General features: G+C 64.9%; 18 protein-coding genes. 6 read left to right on the top strand and 12 right to left on the bottom strand.

What is annotated here, in order from left to right; all coding sequences use genetic code 11:
* The first annotated feature begins 292 nt into the window (after window positions 1-292).
* Together ABGN05_RS20905 and scpA are read left to right on the top strand one after the other, a co-directional pair.
* Window positions 293-1,732: a methylmalonyl-CoA mutase subunit beta gene (locus ABGN05_RS20905; RefSeq protein WP_367955988.1), complete on the top strand. Its 1,440-nt coding sequence runs from the start codon at window positions 293-295 to the stop codon at window positions 1,730-1,732.
* The gene (gene scpA, locus ABGN05_RS20900) at window positions 1,729-3,849 is read left to right on the top strand and encodes a methylmalonyl-CoA mutase (RefSeq protein WP_367955987.1); all 2,121 of its coding nucleotides are present in this window, start codon (window positions 1,729-1,731) and stop codon (window positions 3,847-3,849) included. Before ABGN05_RS20905 ends, scpA begins: the two co-directional genes overlap by 4 nt.
* A gap of 119 nt (window positions 3,850-3,968) precedes the next feature.
* Here scpA and ABGN05_RS20895 read toward each other — a convergent pair whose 3' ends face one another.
* The 3 genes from ABGN05_RS20895 to ABGN05_RS20885 form a co-directional block, all read right to left on the bottom strand.
* Window positions 3,969-5,900, bottom strand: a complete 1,932-nt coding sequence (locus ABGN05_RS20895; RefSeq protein WP_367955986.1) for an acyltransferase family protein — start codon at window positions 5,898-5,900, stop codon at window positions 3,969-3,971.
* A gap of 380 nt (window positions 5,901-6,280) precedes the next feature.
* Window positions 6,281-6,934 (bottom strand): DUF1236 domain-containing protein, encoded by a 654-nt coding sequence (locus tag ABGN05_RS20890; RefSeq protein WP_367955985.1) that lies wholly within the window; start codon window positions 6,932-6,934, stop codon window positions 6,281-6,283.
* 66 nt (window positions 6,935-7,000) lie between these two features.
* Entirely contained in the window at window positions 7,001-7,696 is a 696-nt protein-coding gene (locus ABGN05_RS20885; protein ID WP_367955984.1) for a DUF1236 domain-containing protein, read from the bottom strand.
* A gap of 756 nt (window positions 7,697-8,452) precedes the next feature.
* Here ABGN05_RS20885 and ABGN05_RS20880 point away from each other — a divergent pair.
* Complete coding sequence (locus ABGN05_RS20880) at window positions 8,453-8,938, top strand: hypothetical protein (RefSeq protein ID WP_367955983.1); 486 nt, start codon at window positions 8,453-8,455, stop codon at window positions 8,936-8,938.
* A 7-nt stretch (window positions 8,939-8,945) separates the two neighbouring features.
* Here the strand turns inward: ABGN05_RS20880 and ABGN05_RS20875 are convergent, their stop codons facing one another.
* Together ABGN05_RS20875 and ABGN05_RS20870 are read right to left on the bottom strand one after the other, a co-directional pair.
* Complete coding sequence (locus tag ABGN05_RS20875) at window positions 8,946-9,596, bottom strand: response regulator (protein WP_367956452.1); 651 nt, start codon at window positions 9,594-9,596, stop codon at window positions 8,946-8,948.
* Window positions 9,596-10,990 (bottom strand): sensor histidine kinase, encoded by a 1,395-nt coding sequence (locus ABGN05_RS20870; RefSeq protein ID WP_367955982.1) that lies wholly within the window; start codon window positions 10,988-10,990, stop codon window positions 9,596-9,598. Before ABGN05_RS20870 ends, ABGN05_RS20875 begins: the two co-directional genes overlap by 1 nt.
* Before the next feature lie 354 nt (window positions 10,991-11,344).
* Here ABGN05_RS20870 and ABGN05_RS20865 point away from each other — a divergent pair, with 354 nt between their 5' ends.
* Window positions 11,345-11,647 carry a hypothetical protein gene (locus ABGN05_RS20865; RefSeq protein ID WP_367955981.1) on the top strand — a complete coding sequence of 101 codons (303 nt, stop codon included), beginning with the start codon at window positions 11,345-11,347 and terminating at the stop codon, window positions 11,645-11,647.
* Window positions 11,648-11,798: 151 nt separating this feature from the next.
* On the opposite strand, the gene ABGN05_RS20860 is transcribed toward ABGN05_RS20865, so the two are convergent.
* Window positions 11,799-12,266: a GreA/GreB family elongation factor gene (locus ABGN05_RS20860; protein WP_367955980.1), complete on the bottom strand. Its 468-nt coding sequence runs from the start codon at window positions 12,264-12,266 to the stop codon at window positions 11,799-11,801.
* A 97-nt stretch (window positions 12,267-12,363) separates the two neighbouring features.
* On the opposite strand from ABGN05_RS20860, the gene ABGN05_RS20855 reads away from it, so the two are divergent.
* Entirely contained in the window at window positions 12,364-13,743 is a 1,380-nt protein-coding gene (locus tag ABGN05_RS20855; RefSeq protein WP_367956451.1) for a TIGR03808 family TAT-translocated repetitive protein, read from the top strand.
* A 22-nt stretch (window positions 13,744-13,765) separates the two neighbouring features.
* Here ABGN05_RS20855 and ABGN05_RS20850 read toward each other — a convergent pair whose 3' ends face one another.
* Window positions 13,766-14,782 carry an asparaginase gene (locus tag ABGN05_RS20850; protein ID WP_367955979.1) on the bottom strand — a complete coding sequence of 339 codons (1,017 nt, stop codon included), beginning with the start codon at window positions 14,780-14,782 and terminating at the stop codon, window positions 13,766-13,768.
* Window positions 14,783-14,860: 78 nt separating this feature from the next.
* Between ABGN05_RS20850 and ABGN05_RS20845 the strand changes: the two genes are divergently transcribed.
* The gene (locus tag ABGN05_RS20845; RefSeq protein ID WP_367956450.1) at window positions 14,861-15,607 is read left to right on the top strand and encodes a DUF3750 domain-containing protein; all 747 of its coding nucleotides are present in this window, start codon (window positions 14,861-14,863) and stop codon (window positions 15,605-15,607) included.
* Window positions 15,608-15,613: 6 nt separating this feature from the next.
* On the opposite strand, the gene ABGN05_RS20840 is transcribed toward ABGN05_RS20845, so the two are convergent.
* The 5 genes from ABGN05_RS20840 to ABGN05_RS20820 all read right to left on the bottom strand — a co-directional run bounded on the left by ABGN05_RS20840 (window position 15,614) and on the right by ABGN05_RS20820 (window position 18,832).
* Complete coding sequence (locus tag ABGN05_RS20840; RefSeq protein ID WP_367955978.1) at window positions 15,614-16,099, bottom strand: hypothetical protein; 486 nt, start codon at window positions 16,097-16,099, stop codon at window positions 15,614-15,616.
* 22 nt (window positions 16,100-16,121) lie between these two features.
* Complete coding sequence (locus ABGN05_RS20835) at window positions 16,122-16,868, bottom strand: SDR family NAD(P)-dependent oxidoreductase (protein WP_367955977.1); 747 nt, start codon at window positions 16,866-16,868, stop codon at window positions 16,122-16,124.
* A complete protein-coding gene (locus tag ABGN05_RS20830) occupies window positions 16,865-18,031 on the bottom strand; it encodes an acetyl-CoA acetyltransferase (RefSeq protein WP_367955976.1) in 1,167 nt (388 codons plus the stop codon). Before ABGN05_RS20830 ends, ABGN05_RS20835 begins: the two co-directional genes overlap by 4 nt.
* 66 nt (window positions 18,032-18,097) lie before the next feature.
* Window positions 18,098-18,391: a hypothetical protein gene (locus ABGN05_RS20825; protein ID WP_367955975.1), complete on the bottom strand. Its 294-nt coding sequence runs from the start codon at window positions 18,389-18,391 to the stop codon at window positions 18,098-18,100.
* A gap of 27 nt (window positions 18,392-18,418) precedes the next feature.
* The gene (locus ABGN05_RS20820) at window positions 18,419-18,832 is read right to left on the bottom strand and encodes a hypothetical protein (protein WP_367955974.1); all 414 of its coding nucleotides are present in this window, start codon (window positions 18,830-18,832) and stop codon (window positions 18,419-18,421) included.
* Window positions 18,833-19,062: the final 230 nt, after the last annotated feature.

The following is a 19,062-nucleotide window of genomic DNA, read 5'->3' as shown; positions in this document are numbered from 1 at the left end:
ATGCGTGCCGCGGCAGGCGGCCCTGCCCAAGGTATAGACACGCGCCGCCGGCCTCACAACGGCATTGCGCTTCTCTCGCCAGAGTCCTGTTGCGCATCATGTGCCGCCGATTGTAATCGGAGAAGACCGCGCTGCATCCGGCACGCGGTCGATGGATACTGACCGGCGTCGGCCGATCCGGGGGGATGCCTAACATGCGATTTGCGCCGCAACCTTTGTTGCAGCCATCCCTCATGCGCCTTACTCTGGCGCCCGGACGACGTGCGGCGGCCAGAATTGATACGGAAGACAGATGATCCCCGATTTGCTCCGTGAGGCGGCGTTCCCGCCGGGCGACGAGACGAAATGGCGCGCGCTGGCCGCCAAGGCGCTGAAGGGCGCCGACTACGACCGCACGCTGGTCTCTCGGACCGGCGACGGCATCCGGATCGAGCCGATCTATGCCCGCTCGCCGCAGCCGATGCCGATCTCGCGCCACGACAAGGCCGGAACCTGGAAGATCGTCCAGCGCGTCGACGACACCGATCCCGCGCGTGCCAACCGTCAGGCGCTCGAGGACCTCGCCGGCGGCGCAACGGGCCTGTCCATCGTCTTCGAGGGCGCGCCGAATGCCTTCGGCCACGGGCTCCCCGCCTCTGCGGACGCACTGGCACGCGCGCTCGACAACGTCCCTTTGAACCGGCTCGACCTCAGGATCGATACCCATTCCCTCAGCAGGGTCTCGGCCGAATGGCTCGTCGCCTATCTCGGCAAGCGTCACGCCGATCCCGCCAGGATCAACCTCTGCTTCGGCATCGATCCGGCGGCGAGTTTTGCCGGAACCGGCAGGCTGCGCATGTCGGTCGAGGCACTCAAGGCCTCCATGCCCCAGTCACTCTCGCACTTCTTCGCGCTCGGCATCCCCAGCGTGCTTCTCGAAGCCGACGGCCGGGTCTGCCACAATGCCGGGGCCACCGAAGCCCAAGAACTGGGCTTCGTCATCGCTTCGGCGGTCTCGCACATGCGCATGTTCGAGGCGGCACGCCAGCCGCTCGTCTACGCGGCCCCGCATGTCGGGTTTGCGGTTGCGGCAAACCAGGACCAGTACCTCACGATCGCCAAGCTGCGCGCCGCGCGGCGCTTGTGGTCGCGCATCCAGGAAGTCTGCTCGATCGAGCCCTCCGCCGGCACGATCCATGCCGAGACGTCCTGGCGCATGCTGACGCGCAAGGATCCCGAGACCAACATCCTGCGTTCCACGATCGCGGTGTTTTCCGCCGCCGTCGGCGGGGCGGATTCGATTAGCGTCCTGCCGCACACCCTCGCCCACGGTCTGCCCGACAGGTTCGCGCGCCGTGTGGCGCGGAACACGCAACTCGTCCTGGCGGAAGAGTCGAATGTCGGATTCGTCAATGATCCGGCCTCCGGGTCGGGCGGGATCGCCCATCTGACAGAGGCACTCTGCGAGGAGGCCTGGAACGAGTTCCGCAGGATCGAGGAGGAGGGCGGCATCCTCGACAGCCTCGCCGCCGGAAAATTCCAGTCGCGCGTCGCCGCTGCTCGCGAGGCGCAGACGCGCCGATACGAGGATGGCAGCCGCGCCATCGTCGGAACGACGCTGTTTCCGCCGGACAGGGACCGTCCGGTCCGCACCCTCCCCTCGGAGGCGCCCACGCCGGTCGAGGATGGCGTCGTCCATTGCGAGAGGCTGGCGCCGATCCGCATCGACGAGACGCTGGGAGCAGGCGCATGATCCCCGATTTCTCCACCATCGACTGGGAAAAGCCGGCCCGCGGCGCGGCGTCGCAGGACGACGTCTGGAACACGCCGGAAGGCATTCCGATCAAGCGGATCTACGGCGAGGAGGATCTCGCGGGACTGCCGTTCCTCGACACCTGGCCCGGGATGGCGCCCTACCTGCGCGGCCCCTATCCGACCATGTACGTCCAGCAGCCATGGACGATTCGGCAGTATGCGGGCTTTTCGACGGCGGAAGAATCCAATGCCTTCTACCGCCGCAACCTCGCGGGCGGGCAGAAGGGCCTCTCGGTCGCCTTCGACCTCGCCACCCACCGCGGCTACGATTCTGACCACCCGCGCGTTGCGGGCGACGTCGGCATGGCGGGCGTGGCGATCGATTCGATCCTCGACATGCGGCAATTGTTCGACGGCATCCCGCTCGACCAGATGACGGTGTCGATGACCATGAACGGCGCGGTGCTGCCGATCATGGCGCTCTACGTCGTGGCGGCCGAGGAACAGGGTGTCGCCCACAAGGATCTCGCCGGGACCATCCAGAACGACATCCTCAAGGAGTTCATGGTCCGCAACACCTACATCTATCCGCCGAAGCCCTCGATGCGGATCATCTCCGACATCTTTTCATATACATCGAGGGAGATGCCGAAGTTCAACTCGATCTCGATCTCCGGCTATCACATCCAGGAGGCGGGCGCGACGCTCGACCTCGAACTCGCCTACACAATCGCCGACGGGATCGAATACGTCCGCGCCGGCGTCGCCGCCGGGCTCGACGTCGACGACTTCGCCCCGCGCCTGTCGTTCTTCTGGAACGCCGGCATGAACTTCTTCATGGAGGTCGCCAAGCAGCGCGCCGGCCGCCTCATCTGGGCGACGCTGATGCAGAAGAACTTTTCGCCGAAAAGCGAGAAGTCCCTCGCGCTTCGCGCGCACACGCAGACGTCCGGCTGGTCGCTGACGGCGCAAGACCCCTACAACAACATCGTGCGCACCATGATCGAGGCGATGGCCGCCACGCAAGGCGGCACGCAGTCGCTCCACACCAATGCGTTCGACGAGGCGCTGGCGTTGCCGACCGACCATTCCGCCCGCATCGCCCGCAACACGCAGCTGATCCTGCAGAAGGAGACCGGCACCACGCGCATCATCGATCCATGGGGCGGCTCCGCCTTCATGGAGAAGCTGACGCACGATCTCGCTGCCCGCGCGCTCGCCCACATCGAGGAGGTCGAGAGCCTCGGCGGGATGGCGTCAGCGATCGAGAAGGGCATTCCAAAGATGCGCATCGAGGAGGCCGCGGCGCGGACCCAGGCGCGCATCGATTCCGGCCGGCAGAGCCTGATCGGCGTCAACGCCTTCCAGCCATCGGAGGAGATCGAGGTCGACGTTCTCAAGGTCGACAATGCGCAGGTAAGGGCCCGACAGCTTTCCAAGCTTCAGGAATTGAAAGGCACGCGCGACGTGGCCGCCGTCGAGACAGCGCTCGCGGCGCTGACCCAAGCGGCGGGCGGGGGTGGCAACCTGCTCGAATTCGCCATCAAGGCGGCGCGCGCCAAGGCGACGGTCGGCGAGATTTCGCTGGCGTTGGAAAAGGTGTTCGGTCGCCACGTCGCCAAGGTGCAGACCATCAGCGGCGTCTACCGGAAGGAAGCAGGCGAGATCCCGGCGATCCCGCGCGTCCAGGAAAAGGTCGAGGAGTTCCGCAAGAAGACCGGGGCCGCGCCGCGCATCCTGGTGGCCAAGATGGGCCAGGACGGCCACGACCGCGGCCAGAAGGTCATCGCTACCGCGTTTGCCGATCTCGGCTTCGACGTCACCGTCGGTGCCATGTTCCAGACGCCGGAGGAGATCGCGAAACTCGCAGCCGAACACGACGTCCACATCGTCGGCGCCTCCTCGCTCGCCGCCGGCCACCTGACGCTCATACCCGAACTGAAGGAGGCCCTCGCCCGCCTCGGCCGACAAGACATCATGATCGTCGCCGGCGGCGTCATCCCGCCCGACGATTTCGACGCCGTGCTCGAAGCCGGCGCAACGGCCATCTTCCCGCCCGGCACGGTGATCCCGGAAGCGGCGGAGAAGCTGATGGACAGGCTACTGGAGGGGTAGACCTCTGCGAAGGACCAGCCATTCGTTGACGGAAAATATCAGACGGCACCGGCCGCCGCAGATCTGCTTCTCGTCTTCAATGATCGGATACGGGTAGCTCCGTTTTCGCTCGGCCCGCGTCACTGCGGAAACATCCCGGGAAACGTGCGGACGAGATCCTGCGCCAGATCCCGCGCGCCCGTCAGTGTGAAATGTTGATTGTCCCACATCAGAAGGTTTCTTCCCTCATCGATGAAGCGGCACTTTTGGTTGGGGCACTGGCTCGGTAGCTTGCGCCAGAACATGGCGCCAGGGATGTTCGCCCTACTGACAGCGTCCATGAGTGTCTTGTCCACGAGATCCACGTACGAGAACGAAACGGAAAACTGGTTGTTGATGGCGCTGGGGGACAAACCCGCTTTGATCTTCCAGACAGCGCTTTCCGGGAAACCCGCCGGCTCGATTACGCGGCCGGTAACCAGCAGCCGAACCGTCGGCACTTTGGAAAGCCGCTTAAGTTCCAGTAGCATGGTGTGGGCCTGCTTCGCTCCCTCGACCCACCATCGGAACGAAAACACTATTACGTCTGCCTGAGCTACCAGATGCGAGGTGCGAACCGCTTTCCAACGCTGGGGGCAGGTTTCGGTGAGCGGCCGATCGAGTGCCGTGGGCTGAATACAAATTGCGAGCAAAGGGAGCCACTTCACGTCGTACCTGTCCTCGGGAAGCACCTGGTGCAGACCGTTGGCGACATCCCGCCCGTGGCTGTCGCCAATGACCAGGACCTTCCGGCCCCGGTCGAACCGGCCGTACGAGACGTGCATCTGCTCGTAGCGGACGGTTTCCTGCTGCAAGGCCTCCAGGTTGAAGCGGTCTCCATAAGGCCCGAAGCGCCATCCCCAGCCGCCGTTCGCCCACGCATGCGCGAGTGGAAGCACCAGGACCAGGGCGCAGAGCAGGGAGAGCATCGTAAACGGCGCCGGTGCCATGTCGCGCAGATAGCGGCGTTTCCAGAACGGAAACTCGACCGCGGCGTAAAGGACGTAGCCGAGGAGAAGCGACGCGACGAAAAGCAATGTCGCCTCGAGCACGTCGATCCCCGTCTTGAGTCTGAACGCGAGATAGAGAACGATGACCGGCCAGTGGACGAGATAGATCGAGTAGCTCGACCGGCCGATCCAGTCGGTCACCCGATTGGTCAACAGGAAGCTCGCGCGGCTCTTCTCACCGCCCAGAATGACCAGCGCCGTTCCCACGCAGGGCAGCAACGCGGCGGCGCCCGGGAACCGGGTCTCCTCCGTCAGGAACACCGCGGCCGCGCCGATCATGACGAGCCCGGCCGCCTGCAGCGCCGTCGCTGCGCCGGGTCTCGGCGCGTACCGCTCGCTCGCGAGGAAGCACAGGGCCCCGATCGCGAATTCGAACATGCGGAACGGCATGAGGAAGAAGATCGCGGTATCCCCCTTCACCACGAGCGGCCAGAGAAGGGGCGTCCAGGTTCCGATCAACCGGGGAGGCACCCAGGAGAAGACGTAGTTCAGGAGCAGGCTCGCCCAGAACACGAGAGAGACCAGGACGAGCAGACCGAGCCGGCTTCGCTTCCTGACGAGCAGGAGCAGCAGCGGCCAGAACCAGTAGAACTGCTCCTCGACGCTCAGCGACCATGTGTGCAGATCCGGCTTCGAATAGGCCGCCGCGTCGAAATATCCGCTCTCGTTCCAGTAGAAGACGTTCGAGACATAGAGAAGGGCGTGAAAGGCGCCGGCGGCATACCTCTGCAAACCGTCGGGAGAGAGAAGGTAGTAGGAGGCGGCGAAGGTTGCCGCAAGCGTGGCGAAGAGGGCGGGGAACAGCCTGCGCATCCGCCCGGCGAGGAAGAGCGGGATGTCGATCGACCCACGCGCGTCTATCTCGCCGACGAGCTTGCGCGTGATCAGGAAACCGCTGATCACGAAGAATACGTCGACTCCGACGAAACCGCCTGCGACGAAAACCGCCTTGACGTGGAACAGCACCACGAGAACGACGGCGACCGCCCGCAGCCCTTGAATCTCTGGTCGGAACTCGGTCATGCTCTGCATCTGCGGAAGATTGCGGCAAGAATCGGGGCGGGTCGCTCGGGCAGTCCCGGAGCACCGGCACAAAACCATTTTCGCCATCGGTTGTCGAGAAGGCCAGACCGGGCGCGCCTGCATTCTCCGGGGATTGTGCGACGGGGGCGGAAGGGTGAGCGGAGTACCCCTAATCCGTTTCAGTTCCGAACGTCCGGGACGGGGAAGGGAACGGACCGGCGGGTTTCGGGCGCTACGCCGCGAAACTGCCCGTTTGTGGCAATGCCTAATTCGGAGGCAACGCGCCCCAGTATGGCGGAGCCCGGCTTTGCAGAGGCTTCGCATAGGTGCGAAAGCTTCGTGCCGCCCGGGAGTTTCCGGGCGCCACGAAACCGGCCTCGTCAGCGATACACGTAGACGATCCGACGGGTCCGGGGATCGACCAGTACCGGCTGACTGTTCACATAGTGATAGCGATACTCGTAGTCGGGGATCTCACGCAGTTCCACCGTATCCGGCAGACCAGCGCCGACGACCACTTCGCCTTCGAGATAAACTGGATCGGGCCGATTCTCGACCACGTAGGTGCGCACGGTGTCGGGCGGGGTTACAGCGGCACCCGTGGCAGCACCGGCGACACCACCGATTGCAGCTCCGACCGGTCCACCGATGAGCGCACCGGCGATCGCACCGCCGGCGGCACCGACCGTGGCATTGGTGCTCGCCGTCTGATCATAATCGACCACAGGAACTTGCGCCGTCGCGGGCGCCGCCGAGATCACGACCCGTTCGCCGCCGAAATCGCCGGCCAGGTACTCCGAGTACGCCCAGCCGATGATGCCATTGTGCGTGACCTGACACCATTTGCTTCCCTGCAGGCAGCCGTTCACCGTGGCCGCCTCGGACGCGCCAATGGCACCAACAACCTCGTACTGAGGCCCGGGTCCACTGCGGATATTCAGGTCCGTCGTTGCCGTAGCATCGAACTGGGCGAGTGCCGGCCCCGCAAAGGCGAGTAGTCCTCCAAGTGCCACGCTTGCTCTGAAACGTTCCATAATTCTTTCCTACTCATGTCTCTGTCGATTGTGCCGGAGAAACCGCACCGGCTCGGGTTCAGGTCCTCACACAGCGAGGACGTAGACGATCTCGAGCGTCGCGGGCTCGACAATCACGATGCGGCCATCTGCCAGGACGAAGTACCGGTAGTCCTCATAAACGGGGACGATCTCCACGACCCGTGGCGGCAAAGTATGCAAGGTGATGGTGGACGGGATCGATACACCGAGTTCGACCTGGAAGTCGGCCTCGACGGGCTCGATGTCGCTTTCAACGATGATCTCTCGGATCTCCGTCTTTTGCTCGGTGGAGACATCGATGCTGGCCGTGGTTTCGGAAGATACTCCTTCCTCCTTCTTCATCTGGCCGGGAGCGGCCTCAGAGGCCGTGTCGACGTCACCGTCCTTCTCCATCTGACCGGGTGCCGCATCAAAGGCGCTGTCTGCCGCGCCGGCCTTCTGCTTCTGACCGGGCGCATATTCGCTTGCCGATTGTTCGTTCGGCTTGAGCACTTCGTCCGTCGAGGCCGCACCAGCTGTCGAATCTGCATCGGCAGGGGCATCCGCATCGGCGCCGTTGATCCGGGGGGCCTTCGCGGTCGCGTTCGTTTTGGCGGCGCCGTCGTTAAAAACCTTGCCCTCCTGCATGAGCTTGGCGCCTGCGTCAGCGCCGGCCTTGTCCCCTGCGAAAGCCGGCAGGGCAACGAGTGCCGAGCCTGCCATCAATGCCACGGCGATGTTTTTGAGCACGAGAGTCTTCATATTGGTTCTCCTTGGGTTGGAAGGGCGTACGTTCTGGCCCCGGTTCACCGGCTGCACTTCATTGAACAGAGAGCTTCGAACTTGCCCGCCCGTAGGCGAGGTCGCGGCGTGAATTGCGAATCCGTCGGCTCGACATGGGCTGCTCAGGATGATGCGTGCGCTTGTGCTTCGGGAGCTCGATGCAAGCGCCAGAAGCTGGTCGAGAACGGGGAGATGAATGGGCAGTTCCGGACTCAGACCTCAGGCCATGGGGAACTGGGACCATTGGAAAACATGCATAGGGCTTTGGTCCTATGCATCAAACTCAAAGGTCCGATGGGGCGCCGGTGCCGGAACCATGTTCCCGGAGCGTTCTTTACGGCCAAACTGATTTCAGGAGGTTCCCATGGAAAAGAGCGTCTACCAAGCCAGATGGCTGCTGTTCCCGATGTTTGGAATTAGCTTTGGCTTCATGGTTCTGGGAATGCTGGTCAGCTAGCCATCGCCGCCGTCTCTACGGCTTTTGCACGAGTACACGATTTCTTGCGCGTCCCCGCCCTGTCCCGCGCAAGCGAGCCCACCGGAACTTTTCGCTGTGCGAACCGGTGGGCTCATTCTGTTGTCGGGGCCCTCAACGCTCGGGAAATGCAGACTGATCTGCCCTTCGGTGCGGCCACGCTTCGAAGACATTGAACCTTACGTCGCCTCATAGCTTTTCCACCGTGCAGCGGTCGCCGGAATGCCGGGCGGATCAATCAGTGCGTGAGGAGGTTGCATATGGCCGTGAGAAGAAAGCTTCTGCCGCTCGTCACCATATCTTTGCTCATAGCTGCTCCGATCGAGAGACTTGCGTTCACCGGTTCCCTTGATGCGTCGGGTATGGCAGCGCACGCAAAAGGCGGCGGCGGCGGCGGCGGCGGAGGCGGGGGCGGCGGCGGCGGAGGCGGCGGCGGCGGGGGCGGCGGTGGTAGTGGTGGCGGCGGGGGCGGTGGAGGCAAGGGCGGTGGCAACGGCAAGGGAGGTGGTCAGTCCTCGACCGGCTCGTCAAGCTCCAAGGATGTCGGCCCTCGGTCTTTCAGCATTTCGACCGGCGCCACCGTCAGCGTCAGCGCTACGTCGATCGAGGTGCAACATCCGAGCGGGATGCAGGAGCGGCTCTCTGGTGGGCGCTATGAGATGCGTGATGCCCGGGGGCGAACGATAATAAACCGGGCGGCCCAAACCGCTGATCGGGAAAGGCTTCGATCCCTTGCCGGAGAATAACCCAAACTCATCCTTCCACGCTTCTGCGATGTACCCAGAGCGCCGCTTCAGTGCGGTTGCTGACATTCAGCTTCGAAAGAATGCGCGTCATATGATGCTTTACCGTCTTCTCGTGCAAATCGAGACGGAGCGCCACGCGTTTGTTGCTCAGGCCTGCGGCTACTAGGTCAAGGACTTCGCGCTCGCGCTCAGTCAAGTCTGCCAATACTGTTGTTTCTCGATCATCACTTCGGCGCGATTTCAAATCAGACAACAGGCGTGCCGACAGCGTGGGGGAAACATAGGTCTCGCCCCTCGATACAGCCTGCAGGACCTCGGCCAATCCCCGAGTACCGACACCCTTGAGCACATACCCATTCGCCCCGCTGTTTAGCGCAGCCGAGACGTCATCGCTGTCTTCAGAAACCGTGAGGATGACGATTTTCTGCGATGGCCGGATTTCCAGAACGACCGGGAGGGTGACGAGCCCTCCCTCTGGCATCGAGATGTCCATTATCAGGATATCCGGCTGGACTTCCGCCACGATACGACGTGCGTCTGCTCCGCTGGCACCCTCTGCCACAATCTCGAAGCCGTTCATCTCCCTTAGACTGCGGGTGACTCCCTCCCTGAGGAGCGGGTGATCATCGACCACTGCAACCCGGATGTTGGCGGCCATCATTCCGGCTCCATTGCCTGGATACTGAGAACCATCTTTACGCATGTCCCTTCACTCGACGATGCGATCTGGAACGTGCCGCCAAGGCTTTCCACACGATCGCGCAGACCGGCCAGCCCGAGGCTCTCGGGCAGAACGGTAGCGGGATCAAACCCCCTCCCCGCATCCCCAACCTCCACCTTGAGACTTGACCCCTCCAATGTTTGCCTCACCTCCTGTTTGAGGCCGCCAGCATGCTTGTAGCTGTTGTTCAGCGTCTCTTGGACGAAGCGATAGATGCAGATCTTCTCCGAGGGGGCGAGAGCAACCGCATGCCCGGACATGCAAAGGTCTACCTTTGTGCCCGTGCGGTTCTCATGGCTGTGGACGGCCCGCTTCAGAATGCTCGAGAGGTCAGCCGTCTCGATGTGCGGGAGCACGAGGCCGGTGCAGATGGAGCGGATTTCCCTCATTGCCTCGTCGAGATAGGACTTGACCGCATGCGTCTCTCTCATCCGTTCATCCGCGGGCAAGTCTTCGCGAAGCACCGTTTCGCTGTCGAGCCTCAAGGCCGCCAATGCGATAAGCTGCGCCGGGCCGTCGTGCAGATCGGAGCCTATCCGCCGCAGGTGCGTCTCATTCAGCGCGGTTGCCCGCCTTGAGGCTCCCTGAACCCTTTCGTGCAATGTCTTGTTCTGGTTCAACAACCGCGACAGTTCCCCGACACGTCGGCGCAGTGCCAGGCGTTGCCGGTCGATGGTGACACTCCCGCGATAGACGACCAGTGACAGGGTCAGGAAGAAGCCAAGCGTCACAGTGGCCACGGAAATCCAGCTGTAGATCCGGGCCCGCCTAAGTCCGTGCGCGAAATCGGTCGCAAGTTCATGAAATTCGAGGACCGCGACGACTTCGCCAGACCAGGGTTGCAGCACAGGATTGTAAATCTTCAGAAGAGGCAGGCCACCGTGGCCGCCGCCGATGCCTCCGCTTTCTCCCGGATGATCAAACTGAGCGGCCATGCGGCCGGCGAAGGCGGCTCGGAGGGTCTCGTCCGTATCAAGGGTCTTGCCGATGAGTTCCTTGTCTTTCGAATAAAGGATCGTGCCGTCGGGACGCCACAACCTGAAGGCCATCAGCCGGGTACCCAATGCGCCTTGGCCGAGTGTCTCATCGAGTGCCCGGCTCTCCATCTCCCCAAGACCTTCGGTCGAACGCATATCAGGCAGGAGGGGTGCTATGACGCTGTCGACGTAGAGGGCGGTGGAAGCCGCGGAGTTTCTCGTCACTGCCTCTTCGATGAGGCCCGTCACGATTGTTCCCACCGTGATCATGGCCGTGATCGCAACGACGCCGCCTGTAAAAAAGAACTGCCGGGCTAATGACTGTTCGTTCCAGCGGTCGCGAAGATCTCGCACGGGAGATGAGCGCTTCTGTCTCCTCGCAAATGGGAACCGCGTTCTACGCCATGGAGCTTTTCGCTTGCCCGCGAAACTTCTGCTGCCCAATGGCTTGGGGGGAAGGGTGGCTTGCATCTCGGTCTGCCCCTACTGCTTGATCAGAACGGAGCCCTTCAAACCGGTCTGGCCACTACAACAGTCTGGCCACTACAACAGTGTGTGTCTCCTTCGGTTCCGCCCCATCGATCCACTCCCTCTTGGATAGGTTCAGTTCAGCCCGAAAAGGATAAGCCGGAACCGAACGATGTTGACGAAGTTGTTGATGCGTCAGGGCGAAACGCCGGCGAACGGCTGGCTAGGAAGGATCCGCAGATGATACGCGAGACAGAGGAACACACTACCACCACAACACCCGGTGAACGGATTGAACGGACTACGATCGTGCCGGAAGAACGGACAACCGTCGTTCATACCGGCGGCGGCAGTGGCGCAGGATGGTTTATCGTCGGGGGACTCGTCGTCCTCCTGCTTCTTGGCGTCTGGCTCTTCGGAGGCGGAATGCTGGACGGCACGGGTACCGCCAGCATCGACGTCAATGTACCGGAAAAGGTCACCATCGAGACGCCCAATATCGAAGCCCCGAAAGTTGACGTCGCACCGGCCGAAGCCGACTGATGGGTCTTCCGGTGCCGCCGGAAGTCTCGTTCGACGGCACCTTCTACCCGAGGGAGACATTCCAGCATAGGGAATGGTGGGCCTTGCCGAGCGCGCGGGCGCTCGGTCCTTTGCCGTCTGCCGGATCGCGTTGCCTGGGGTCCCGGCGCCGTCAGGCGAGCGCCACGATCTCCCAGTCCTTGCCACTCACCGTCGCCACGTCTCCGACCTTCTTGCCGAACAGCGCCTGCGCCATCGGCGACGCATGGCTGATCTTGCCATGCGAGGCGTCGGACTCGTCCTCGCCGACGATCGTCCAGACGCGGCTTGTGCCGTCCTCGTCCTCTATCGTCACCGTCATCCCGAACCGGACGGTGTCGCTGCCGGGCTCCGGCACCGAGAGTTCCGCGCTCTCGCGGCGCGCCGTCCAGTAGCGCAAGTCGCGCGAGACGAGCGCAATCTTTTCGCGGTCGCCTTCCGCCTCGGCCCGGGCGAAAAGCTCGTGCAGTTCTGCGAGCTGCGCGTCGATATGGGCCAGTCCCTGCGCCGTGACGAGGTTGCGATGCGTACTGACCGGCCGCTCGCCGATGTCGTTCAGGCCCGATAGACTGTCGTCGTTGCTGGTGAATGCCCTGCTCATCAACGAAGGCTAGACCTTCCGGGACCCGCATACAACCCGCGCGGTGAGATGGCACGCTTCCTGCACGGGCCGGTCCATGAAGACCGGAACCGTACCGATCCTGAACAGGCGCCGCATTCTCGCCGGCTTGGCCGGCACGGCAGGCGCCCTGTTCGTCGGCCCCGTCGCGGGCCGGGCCGCCGGTGTGGCCGGCTTCGAGACGGCGTCGATCCGCGGCTCCATCGACGCCACCGAACTCGGCGTCTATCCCGGCACCTACGACGACCAGAGCAAGGCCTTCGGCCGCATGCTCCAGGCCGCAGCCGACCGCGACATCCCCATCGCCTTGCCCGCGGGCGACTACGTCGTCTCCAACGTCACCCTGCCCCGCCGCGTCGTCCTCAGCGGCACGCCGGGCGCGACGCGCATTGTCTACGGCGGCGACGGCCATCTCTTTGCCGCCGAGGGCGCCGACCATATCGAGCTCTCCGGCCTCGTGATCGACGGTGCCAACCGCTGGCTCGGCGACCACGTCCAGGGCACGGTCGACGCGCGCCGTTTGCGCCATCTCGTCATCGACAATTGCAGTTTCATCGGCAGCAGCAAGAACGCCGTCGCGCTGGAGCGGGTCGGCGGCCGCGTCGAGCGCTCGGCCATTTCGGGCGCCGCCGACAGCGGGATCTACAGCGTCGAGGCCCAGGGCATGACGATCTCCGGCAACGAGATCGACGACTGCGGCAATGGCGGCATCCTCGTCCATCGGTGGCAGACCGGCGACGACGGCACGATCGTGACCGGCAACCGCATCCGGCGCATCGCCGCCCGCAACGGCGGCACCGGCCAGTTCGGCAACGGCATCAACGTCTTCCGCGGCGCCGGCGTCATCGTCTCGGGCAATTCCATCTCGGACTGTGCCTTCTCGGCCATCCGATCCAACAGTGGCGGCAACATCCAGGTATCGGGCAACACCTGCCTGCGCTCGGGAGAGACGGCGATCTATTCGGAGTTCGCGTTCGAGGGCGCGGTGATCTCGAACAACATCGTCGACGGCGCGGCGAACGGCATTTCGATGGTCAATTTCAACGAAGGCGGTCGCCTGGGCGTCTGCTCCGGCAATGTCGTGCGTAACCTCTCCGAAGAGGGCCCCTACCCCGCCGACTCCCCGGGCTTCGGCGTCGGCATCACGGCGGAGGCGGATACGGCAATCACCGGCAACATCATCGAGAACGCGCCGCTCTACGGCATGCATCTCGGCTGGGGGCCGTACCTGCGCAACGTGACGGCGACCGGAAACGTCATCCGCAAAGCCGGTACGGGCATCGCGGTCTCGGTGGTCGAGGGCGCCGGCGCCGTGGTGATTTCGGACAACGTCATATCGGAAGCGAGGCGCGGCGCGATCGTCGGCTATCGCTGGGCGGACGCGACCACAGGCGACCTCGCGCGGATCGGCAATGACGGCCACGCCCACCTCACCGTCGAGCGCAATCACGTCGGCTGAGCGAAAGCATTCGGCACGGCTGTCAGTCTGGCGCCGCGGTGAGCGCTTCTGCCGGCCGCACCTGACCCACCACGGCCCCGCGCCGGCTGCGGATGGCGGGAGCGGCCAGTTCCGACAGCCGTGTCCGCAGGCCGTCATCCGAGGCAAGAAGCCCGGCGAGCACGGAGGCTACGATCGTCTCGGCCGCCCGCGTCGCGCCGTCGTCGCACTTCACCGCGATGCCCAGCCCTTGTTCGGGGAGCGCCGCGCAGTAGACCGCTTCCGCCCCGGTCTTGGCGAAGATGCGCCCCTGCCCCGCTTGCATCAAGAGCATGTCCATCCGCCCGGTGCCGGACACGTAGAACGGCTCGGCCATGCAGGCGGCGAAGATGCGCTTCGCCGCCTTGATCCGCTCCAACCCCATGCCGACGCCGGTGGCCATGCGGGCGAAGCCGAGCGCCAGCGAGCGAAGCGGCACGGCGTATGTGGGGATCGAGCAGCCGTCTGTCGCGACGTTGGCCTCGCCGTGGATGGCGCCGGTGACCTCTTCCATCGTAGCGCGCAGCATCGCCTGCATGCGGTGGCCATAGTCGACATAACCGCGATGATCGATGCCGGCGTGCCGGCAGGTGCACAGGAAGCCGGAATGCTTGCCGGAACAGTTGTTGTGGAGCTGCAAGGGCTCGGCGCCGCTGCGGGCGAGGTCGATCGTGGCTGCCTCGCCGAGCGGCCAGTGCGTGCCGCATTCGAGCGCATCGCGGTCGAGCCCGGCCCGATCTAGCATTCCGGCGGCAAGTTTCGCATGTTCGGGTTCACCCGAATGAGAGGCGCAGGCAAGCGCGATCTCGCGGTCGCCGAAGCCATAGGCGTCGGCCGCGCCGCTCTCGAGGAGCGGCAGCGCCTGGATCGCCTTCACCGCCGAGCGCGGGAAGACCGGCCGTTCGATGTCGCCGAGCGAGATGACCGTCGCGCCGTCGGCGTCGACCACGGCGACCGATCCGCGATGGAAACTTTCGACGGCCGCGCCGCGCAGGACTTCGACCAGGACGGGATTGGCCATAGCATCACCAAGATGTCAGTGTTCCACGAGGAGAACCGCACCTATTCCTTTCGGGATCGAGACGCAAAGGCTTTCCGGATGCGCCGGATCAGACTGATGATCGTGTTCGTGCTCGCCGTGTTCGTCGCGCCGACCTTCGCCACGGCCGGATGGTGGTCGATGCTCGACCGCCCCGGATCGTGGCGATCGGCCGACTGGTCGTCCAGCGGGGTTCTGCCGCCGCCCGCCCGTGACGGGGCCGCAATCTACGTGATGGCGGCGCGTACCGGGGGCCTCAAGGGAGCGCTAGCCGTGCACAGCTGGCTGGTCGTCAAGCGGCCGGGCACGGCCGTCTACGAGCGTTACGACAAGGTGGGCTGGGGCTCGCCGATCCGCCGCAACGCCTATGCGGCCGACGCGCGGTGGTATTCCAACGTTCCGTGGGTCGTCCGCTCGGTCAGCGGCGAGGAGGCCGAAAGGCTGATCCCGAAGGTTGAGCGGGCGATCGCCGGCTATCCCTACTCGCAGCACGGCGACTACCGACTCTGGCCGGGACCGAACTCGAACAGCTTCGTCGCCCACGTGCTGCGCGAGACACCGGAACTCGGCGCGGTCCTGCCACCCAACGCGACGGGGCGCGACTTCGCCCCCGGCTTCGCCTCGTTCGACATCGCGCCGGACGGGCGCGACGTGCACGCGACCCTCGGCGGCCTTGTCGGCTTCGCCGCGGGCGTCCGCAGCGGGTTGGAGATCCATTTCCTCGGCCTGGTCGCGGGTCTGGACCTTTCGCGGCCGGCGCTGAAGATACCGGCCTACGGGCGGGTGGAGCTCCTGCCGAACAACTGATCCGCCCTACTGCGAGAACGCTTCCGCGAGGGTCTTGCGCAGCGTCTGGTCTTCGCCGGTATCGCCGTAAAGGACATCGTCGACATAAAGCACGCCGTCGGGCGCCTTCACGAGCACGAGCCGGTCGACCCAGCCGGAGCCGGGGGAGTCGGGGAAGCCATACTTCACTTCCGCGACGAGCCTTTCGCCTTCGGTCGTGACGGCGCCGGGTTCGCAGGCGGGCGCCACGTCCTGGAAGCTCTGCCAGGGAACCCCGTCGCCGAGCGGGGGCTTCTCTTGCGGGTCGGCCTCCTGAAGCCTTGCGTTCTCGGCCATTGCCGTCCTGATGGCCTCGCCCAGTTCCGGCGTCGCCAGATAGGCCCTGCCGGATCCGCCATCGACGGTGCCGAGGCTGCAAAACGCCTGCACGTAGGGCACGGTGACGTCGTCCTGGGCGAATGCGGTCCCCTGCGTCAGCAGGGCAATCCCGAAGGTGGCGGCGATCAAGCGCATGAAAAGTCTCTCCGATTGGTGTTCAGCGGTCGCGGCGGATGATGCCGGCTGCCAGGAAGCCGCCATCGACGGCCAGCGTCTGGCCGTTGACGTAGCTCGCCTCCGCCGACAGCAGGAAGGCGATGGCGGCGGCGACTTCCTCCGGTTCGCCGTAACGCGCCTGCGGGACGCGGGCAAGCCAGTCGGCCCGGTCCTCGGCGCGATGCAGTTGCGCCACCATGGGCGTGTCGATCGGACCAGGGGCGACGCAGTTGACGCGGACGCCCTCGCCGCCGAGTTCGACCGCCATAACTTCGCTCATCAGCTTCACGCCCGCCTTCGAGGCGCCGTAGGCGACGCGGCCGGCATTGGCCCGCAGGCCCGACACCGATGCGATGTTGACGATCGAGAGCGTGTCGGCCCGCCGCTCCAAGGCCGCCCTGGCGCAGATGAAGGAGCCGACGAGGTTGACGTCGAGGATGCGGCGGAAGAGTTCGGCACTGGTGTCGCGCAGCGGCAGGTCGCGAGCGATGCCGGCCGAGTTGACTAGCCCGCCGACCGGCCCGATCCGGTCGACGACGGCGTCGAAGGCATCGGCGACATCCTCCTCGTCGGTGATGTCAGCCTTGAGGAAGACGGCCTCCTCGCCGTCGAGTTCGCCCTCGGCGTTTGCAAGGGCGGCGCGGTCGGAATCAAGTACCGCTACCGGCCAGCCGTCTTCGAGCAGGCGCTCGACCACGGCGCGGCCGATACCGGAGGCGCCGCCGGTGACGACGGCGGCCGGCCTCATTTGATGCGTTCGAGGATCGACACGTAGTTCGCAACCGCTGCACCGCCCATGTTGAAGATGCCGCCGAGCTTGGCGTTCTTCACCTGGATGCCGCCCGCCTCGCCGGTGAGCTGGGCGGCCGTCAGGGCGTGCATGGAAACGCCGGTGGCGCCGATCGGGTGGCCCTTCGCCTTGAGGCCGCCGGACGGGTTGACCGGAAGCTTGCCGTTCTTCTCCGTGAGACCTTCTTCCACCACGCGGGCACCCTGCCCCGGCTTCGCCAGCCCCATCGCTTCGTATTCGATCAACTCGGCGATGGTGAAGCAGTCGTGCGTCTCGACGAAGGAGAGGTCGTCGAGTGTCAGCCGAGCCCTGTCGAGCGCCCGCTTCCAGGCCTCCGCCCCGCCTTCGAACAGGAGGATGTCGCGCTTGGACATCGGCAAAAAGTCCTGGACGTGCTCGTTGGCCCGGAATGCGACCGCGCGGCGCATGGAGAGCGCGGTGGGGATGTCGGCGAGCACGATCGCCGCCGCGCCGTCGGAGACGAGCGAGCAGTCGGTGCGCTTCAGCGGGCCGGCGACATAGGGGTTCTTCTCGCTCTCGGCGCGGCAGAAATCGTAACCGAAATCCTTGCGCATCTGGGCGTAGGGATTGTCGACACCGTTCTTGTGGTTCTTGGCGGCGATCTTCGCCAGCGCGTCGGACTGGTCGCCGTGGCGCTGGAAATAGGCAGCGGCGATCTTGCCGAAGACGCCGGCAAAGCCGGCCGGCGTGTCGCCGTCCTCCGGCAGGTAGGAGGCCTTGAGCAGGTTCTTGCCAATCTCCGGGCCGGGGGTCTTCGTCATCTGTTCGGCGCCGACGACCAGCACGATGCGGGCGGCGTCCGCCTCGATGGCGCGGATGCCCTGGCGGACGGCGGCCGATCCCGTGGCGCAGGCGTTTTCCACGCGCGTCGCCGGCTTGAAGCGGAAACGGTCGTCGGCCTGGAGCACGAGGCTCGCGGTAAAGTCCTGGGGAGAGAAGCCGGCGTTGAAGTGGCCGAGCACGATCTCGTCGACGTCGTCGGGACCAATACCGGCATGGTCGAGCGCATCGGTCGCGACCTTGACGATCATGCTCTCGAGCGTCTCGTCCTCGAGCTTGCCGAAGCGCGAATGCGCCCAGCCGACGATGGCAGCAGTCATGGACTTCTCTCCCTGGAAAGGTTCGGGCCTAGTCTACCCGAAATGTGGCACCGGACAAGGAACAGTTCAAGATTGAACTGTTTGAACGGTGCCGTCCCCGACGCGCGCGCGGCAGGCGGGCGCCTGGCACGCCGCCTCGCGATCACGGGTTCCAGGAAGGGCATCGGTCAAATCGTTCCCAGCTTTCAGAAGGAGAAAGCATGTATTGGACGATCCGGCATCACCCTTGGAGGTGACATGCGCCGCGGCCTCGGTCCCCGCCGTCCGCTCCGCGCCCGCGCCAGCAATCACGATGGCGAACGACGCAACGCCCGCCGCGCCGCGCGGAGATTTTTCCGCGCGGCCAACCCGATCGACCATTCGATTTCTTCCAGAGAGCGCCTCGCCTCAGGAAGTGTCCGGCGCCAGCCTCCGCCCGGCGTTCGTCACGAGAACCAGATACGCGCGCGGCGCGGGATCGCGCGACTCGCGGACGGTGCGGGAAATCCATGCGTCGACCCCGTACGGCAGGCCCGCAAGGGCCTCGATCACCGACGCGAGCGCGCGCAAGCGCAGGGCGAGCCACGCGGCATCGAGCGCGTCGCCGCGGAAATCCCACGCGCAGTCGGGGCACGGCCACTCCAGCTGCGTCACCTCGACGACGAACGTCTCCGCCACGGACGCCGCGAGCCGCAGGAGGGACAGAACCACCCAGCGGACGAGAAAGGACCGCCCCGCGGCGCGCTCGGCGAGCACGGCCATCGCGACGAGCAGCGCCGCAATGCGCCTCAGCGTCCGATCGTCCTGCCGTGCAAATTCCATGTCCGGCCCTTTCCGTAACCTGCGGCCATTGTCAGCGAGCTTTCCGGGGCGGGGATGGATTGGGATCGGAGTTGTGGGAAGGGATTGATTTTGCTGGAGGTGGGACTGGAAGCCATGCACACTCGCACACCCGTGAAGGTCTGAGCCACAACAAACCACGGTGGCAACGCGCCCCCAGGCCGGTCTTTCAGTGACCCGCGAGCGGACCCGGAAACCAGTCTTTCCTTGGC

This window comes from Aquibium pacificum, assembly GCF_040839445.1.
GTDB lineage: Bacteria > Pseudomonadota > Alphaproteobacteria > Rhizobiales > Rhizobiaceae > Aquibium > Aquibium pacificus.
The sequence above is the reverse complement of the archived record's forward strand: the minus strand, read 5'-3'. Positions and strand labels throughout refer to the sequence as shown.

Coding starts and splice junctions, on each gene's coding strand:
- ABGN05_RS20905 (WP_367955988.1), top strand. CDS start 293: ATGATCCCCGATTTGCTCCGTGAGGCGGCGTTCCCGCCGGGCGACGAG.
- scpA (WP_367955987.1), top strand. CDS start 1,729: ATGATCCCCGATTTCTCCACCATCGACTGGGAAAAGCCGGCCCGCGGC.
- ABGN05_RS20895 (WP_367955986.1), bottom strand. CDS start 5,900: ATGACCGAGTTCCGACCAGAGATTCAAGGGCTGCGGGCGGTCGCCGTC.
- ABGN05_RS20890 (WP_367955985.1), bottom strand. CDS start 6,934: ATGGAACGTTTCAGAGCAAGCGTGGCACTTGGAGGACTACTCGCCTTT.
- ABGN05_RS20885 (WP_367955984.1), bottom strand. CDS start 7,696: ATGAAGACTCTCGTGCTCAAAAACATCGCCGTGGCATTGATGGCAGGC.
- ABGN05_RS20880 (WP_367955983.1), top strand. CDS start 8,453: ATGGCCGTGAGAAGAAAGCTTCTGCCGCTCGTCACCATATCTTTGCTC.
- ABGN05_RS20875 (WP_367956452.1), bottom strand. CDS start 9,596: ATGGCCGCCAACATCCGGGTTGCAGTGGTCGATGATCACCCGCTCCTC.
- ABGN05_RS20865 (WP_367955981.1), top strand. CDS start 11,345: ATGATACGCGAGACAGAGGAACACACTACCACCACAACACCCGGTGAA.
- ABGN05_RS20860 (WP_367955980.1), bottom strand. CDS start 12,266: ATGAGCAGGGCATTCACCAGCAACGACGACAGTCTATCGGGCCTGAAC.
- ABGN05_RS20850 (WP_367955979.1), bottom strand. CDS start 14,782: ATGGCCAATCCCGTCCTGGTCGAAGTCCTGCGCGGCGCGGCCGTCGAA.
- ABGN05_RS20845 (WP_367956450.1), top strand. CDS start 14,861: ATGCGCCGGATCAGACTGATGATCGTGTTCGTGCTCGCCGTGTTCGTC.
- ABGN05_RS20840 (WP_367955978.1), bottom strand. CDS start 16,099: ATGCGCTTGATCGCCGCCACCTTCGGGATTGCCCTGCTGACGCAGGGG.
- ABGN05_RS20835 (WP_367955977.1), bottom strand. CDS start 16,868: ATGAGGCCGGCCGCCGTCGTCACCGGCGGCGCCTCCGGTATCGGCCGC.
- ABGN05_RS20830 (WP_367955976.1), bottom strand. CDS start 18,031: ATGACTGCTGCCATCGTCGGCTGGGCGCATTCGCGCTTCGGCAAGCTC.
- ABGN05_RS20825 (WP_367955975.1), bottom strand. CDS start 18,391: ATGGTCGATCGGGTTGGCCGCGCGGAAAAATCTCCGCGCGGCGCGGCG.
- ABGN05_RS20820 (WP_367955974.1), bottom strand. CDS start 18,832: ATGGAATTTGCACGGCAGGACGATCGGACGCTGAGGCGCATTGCGGCG.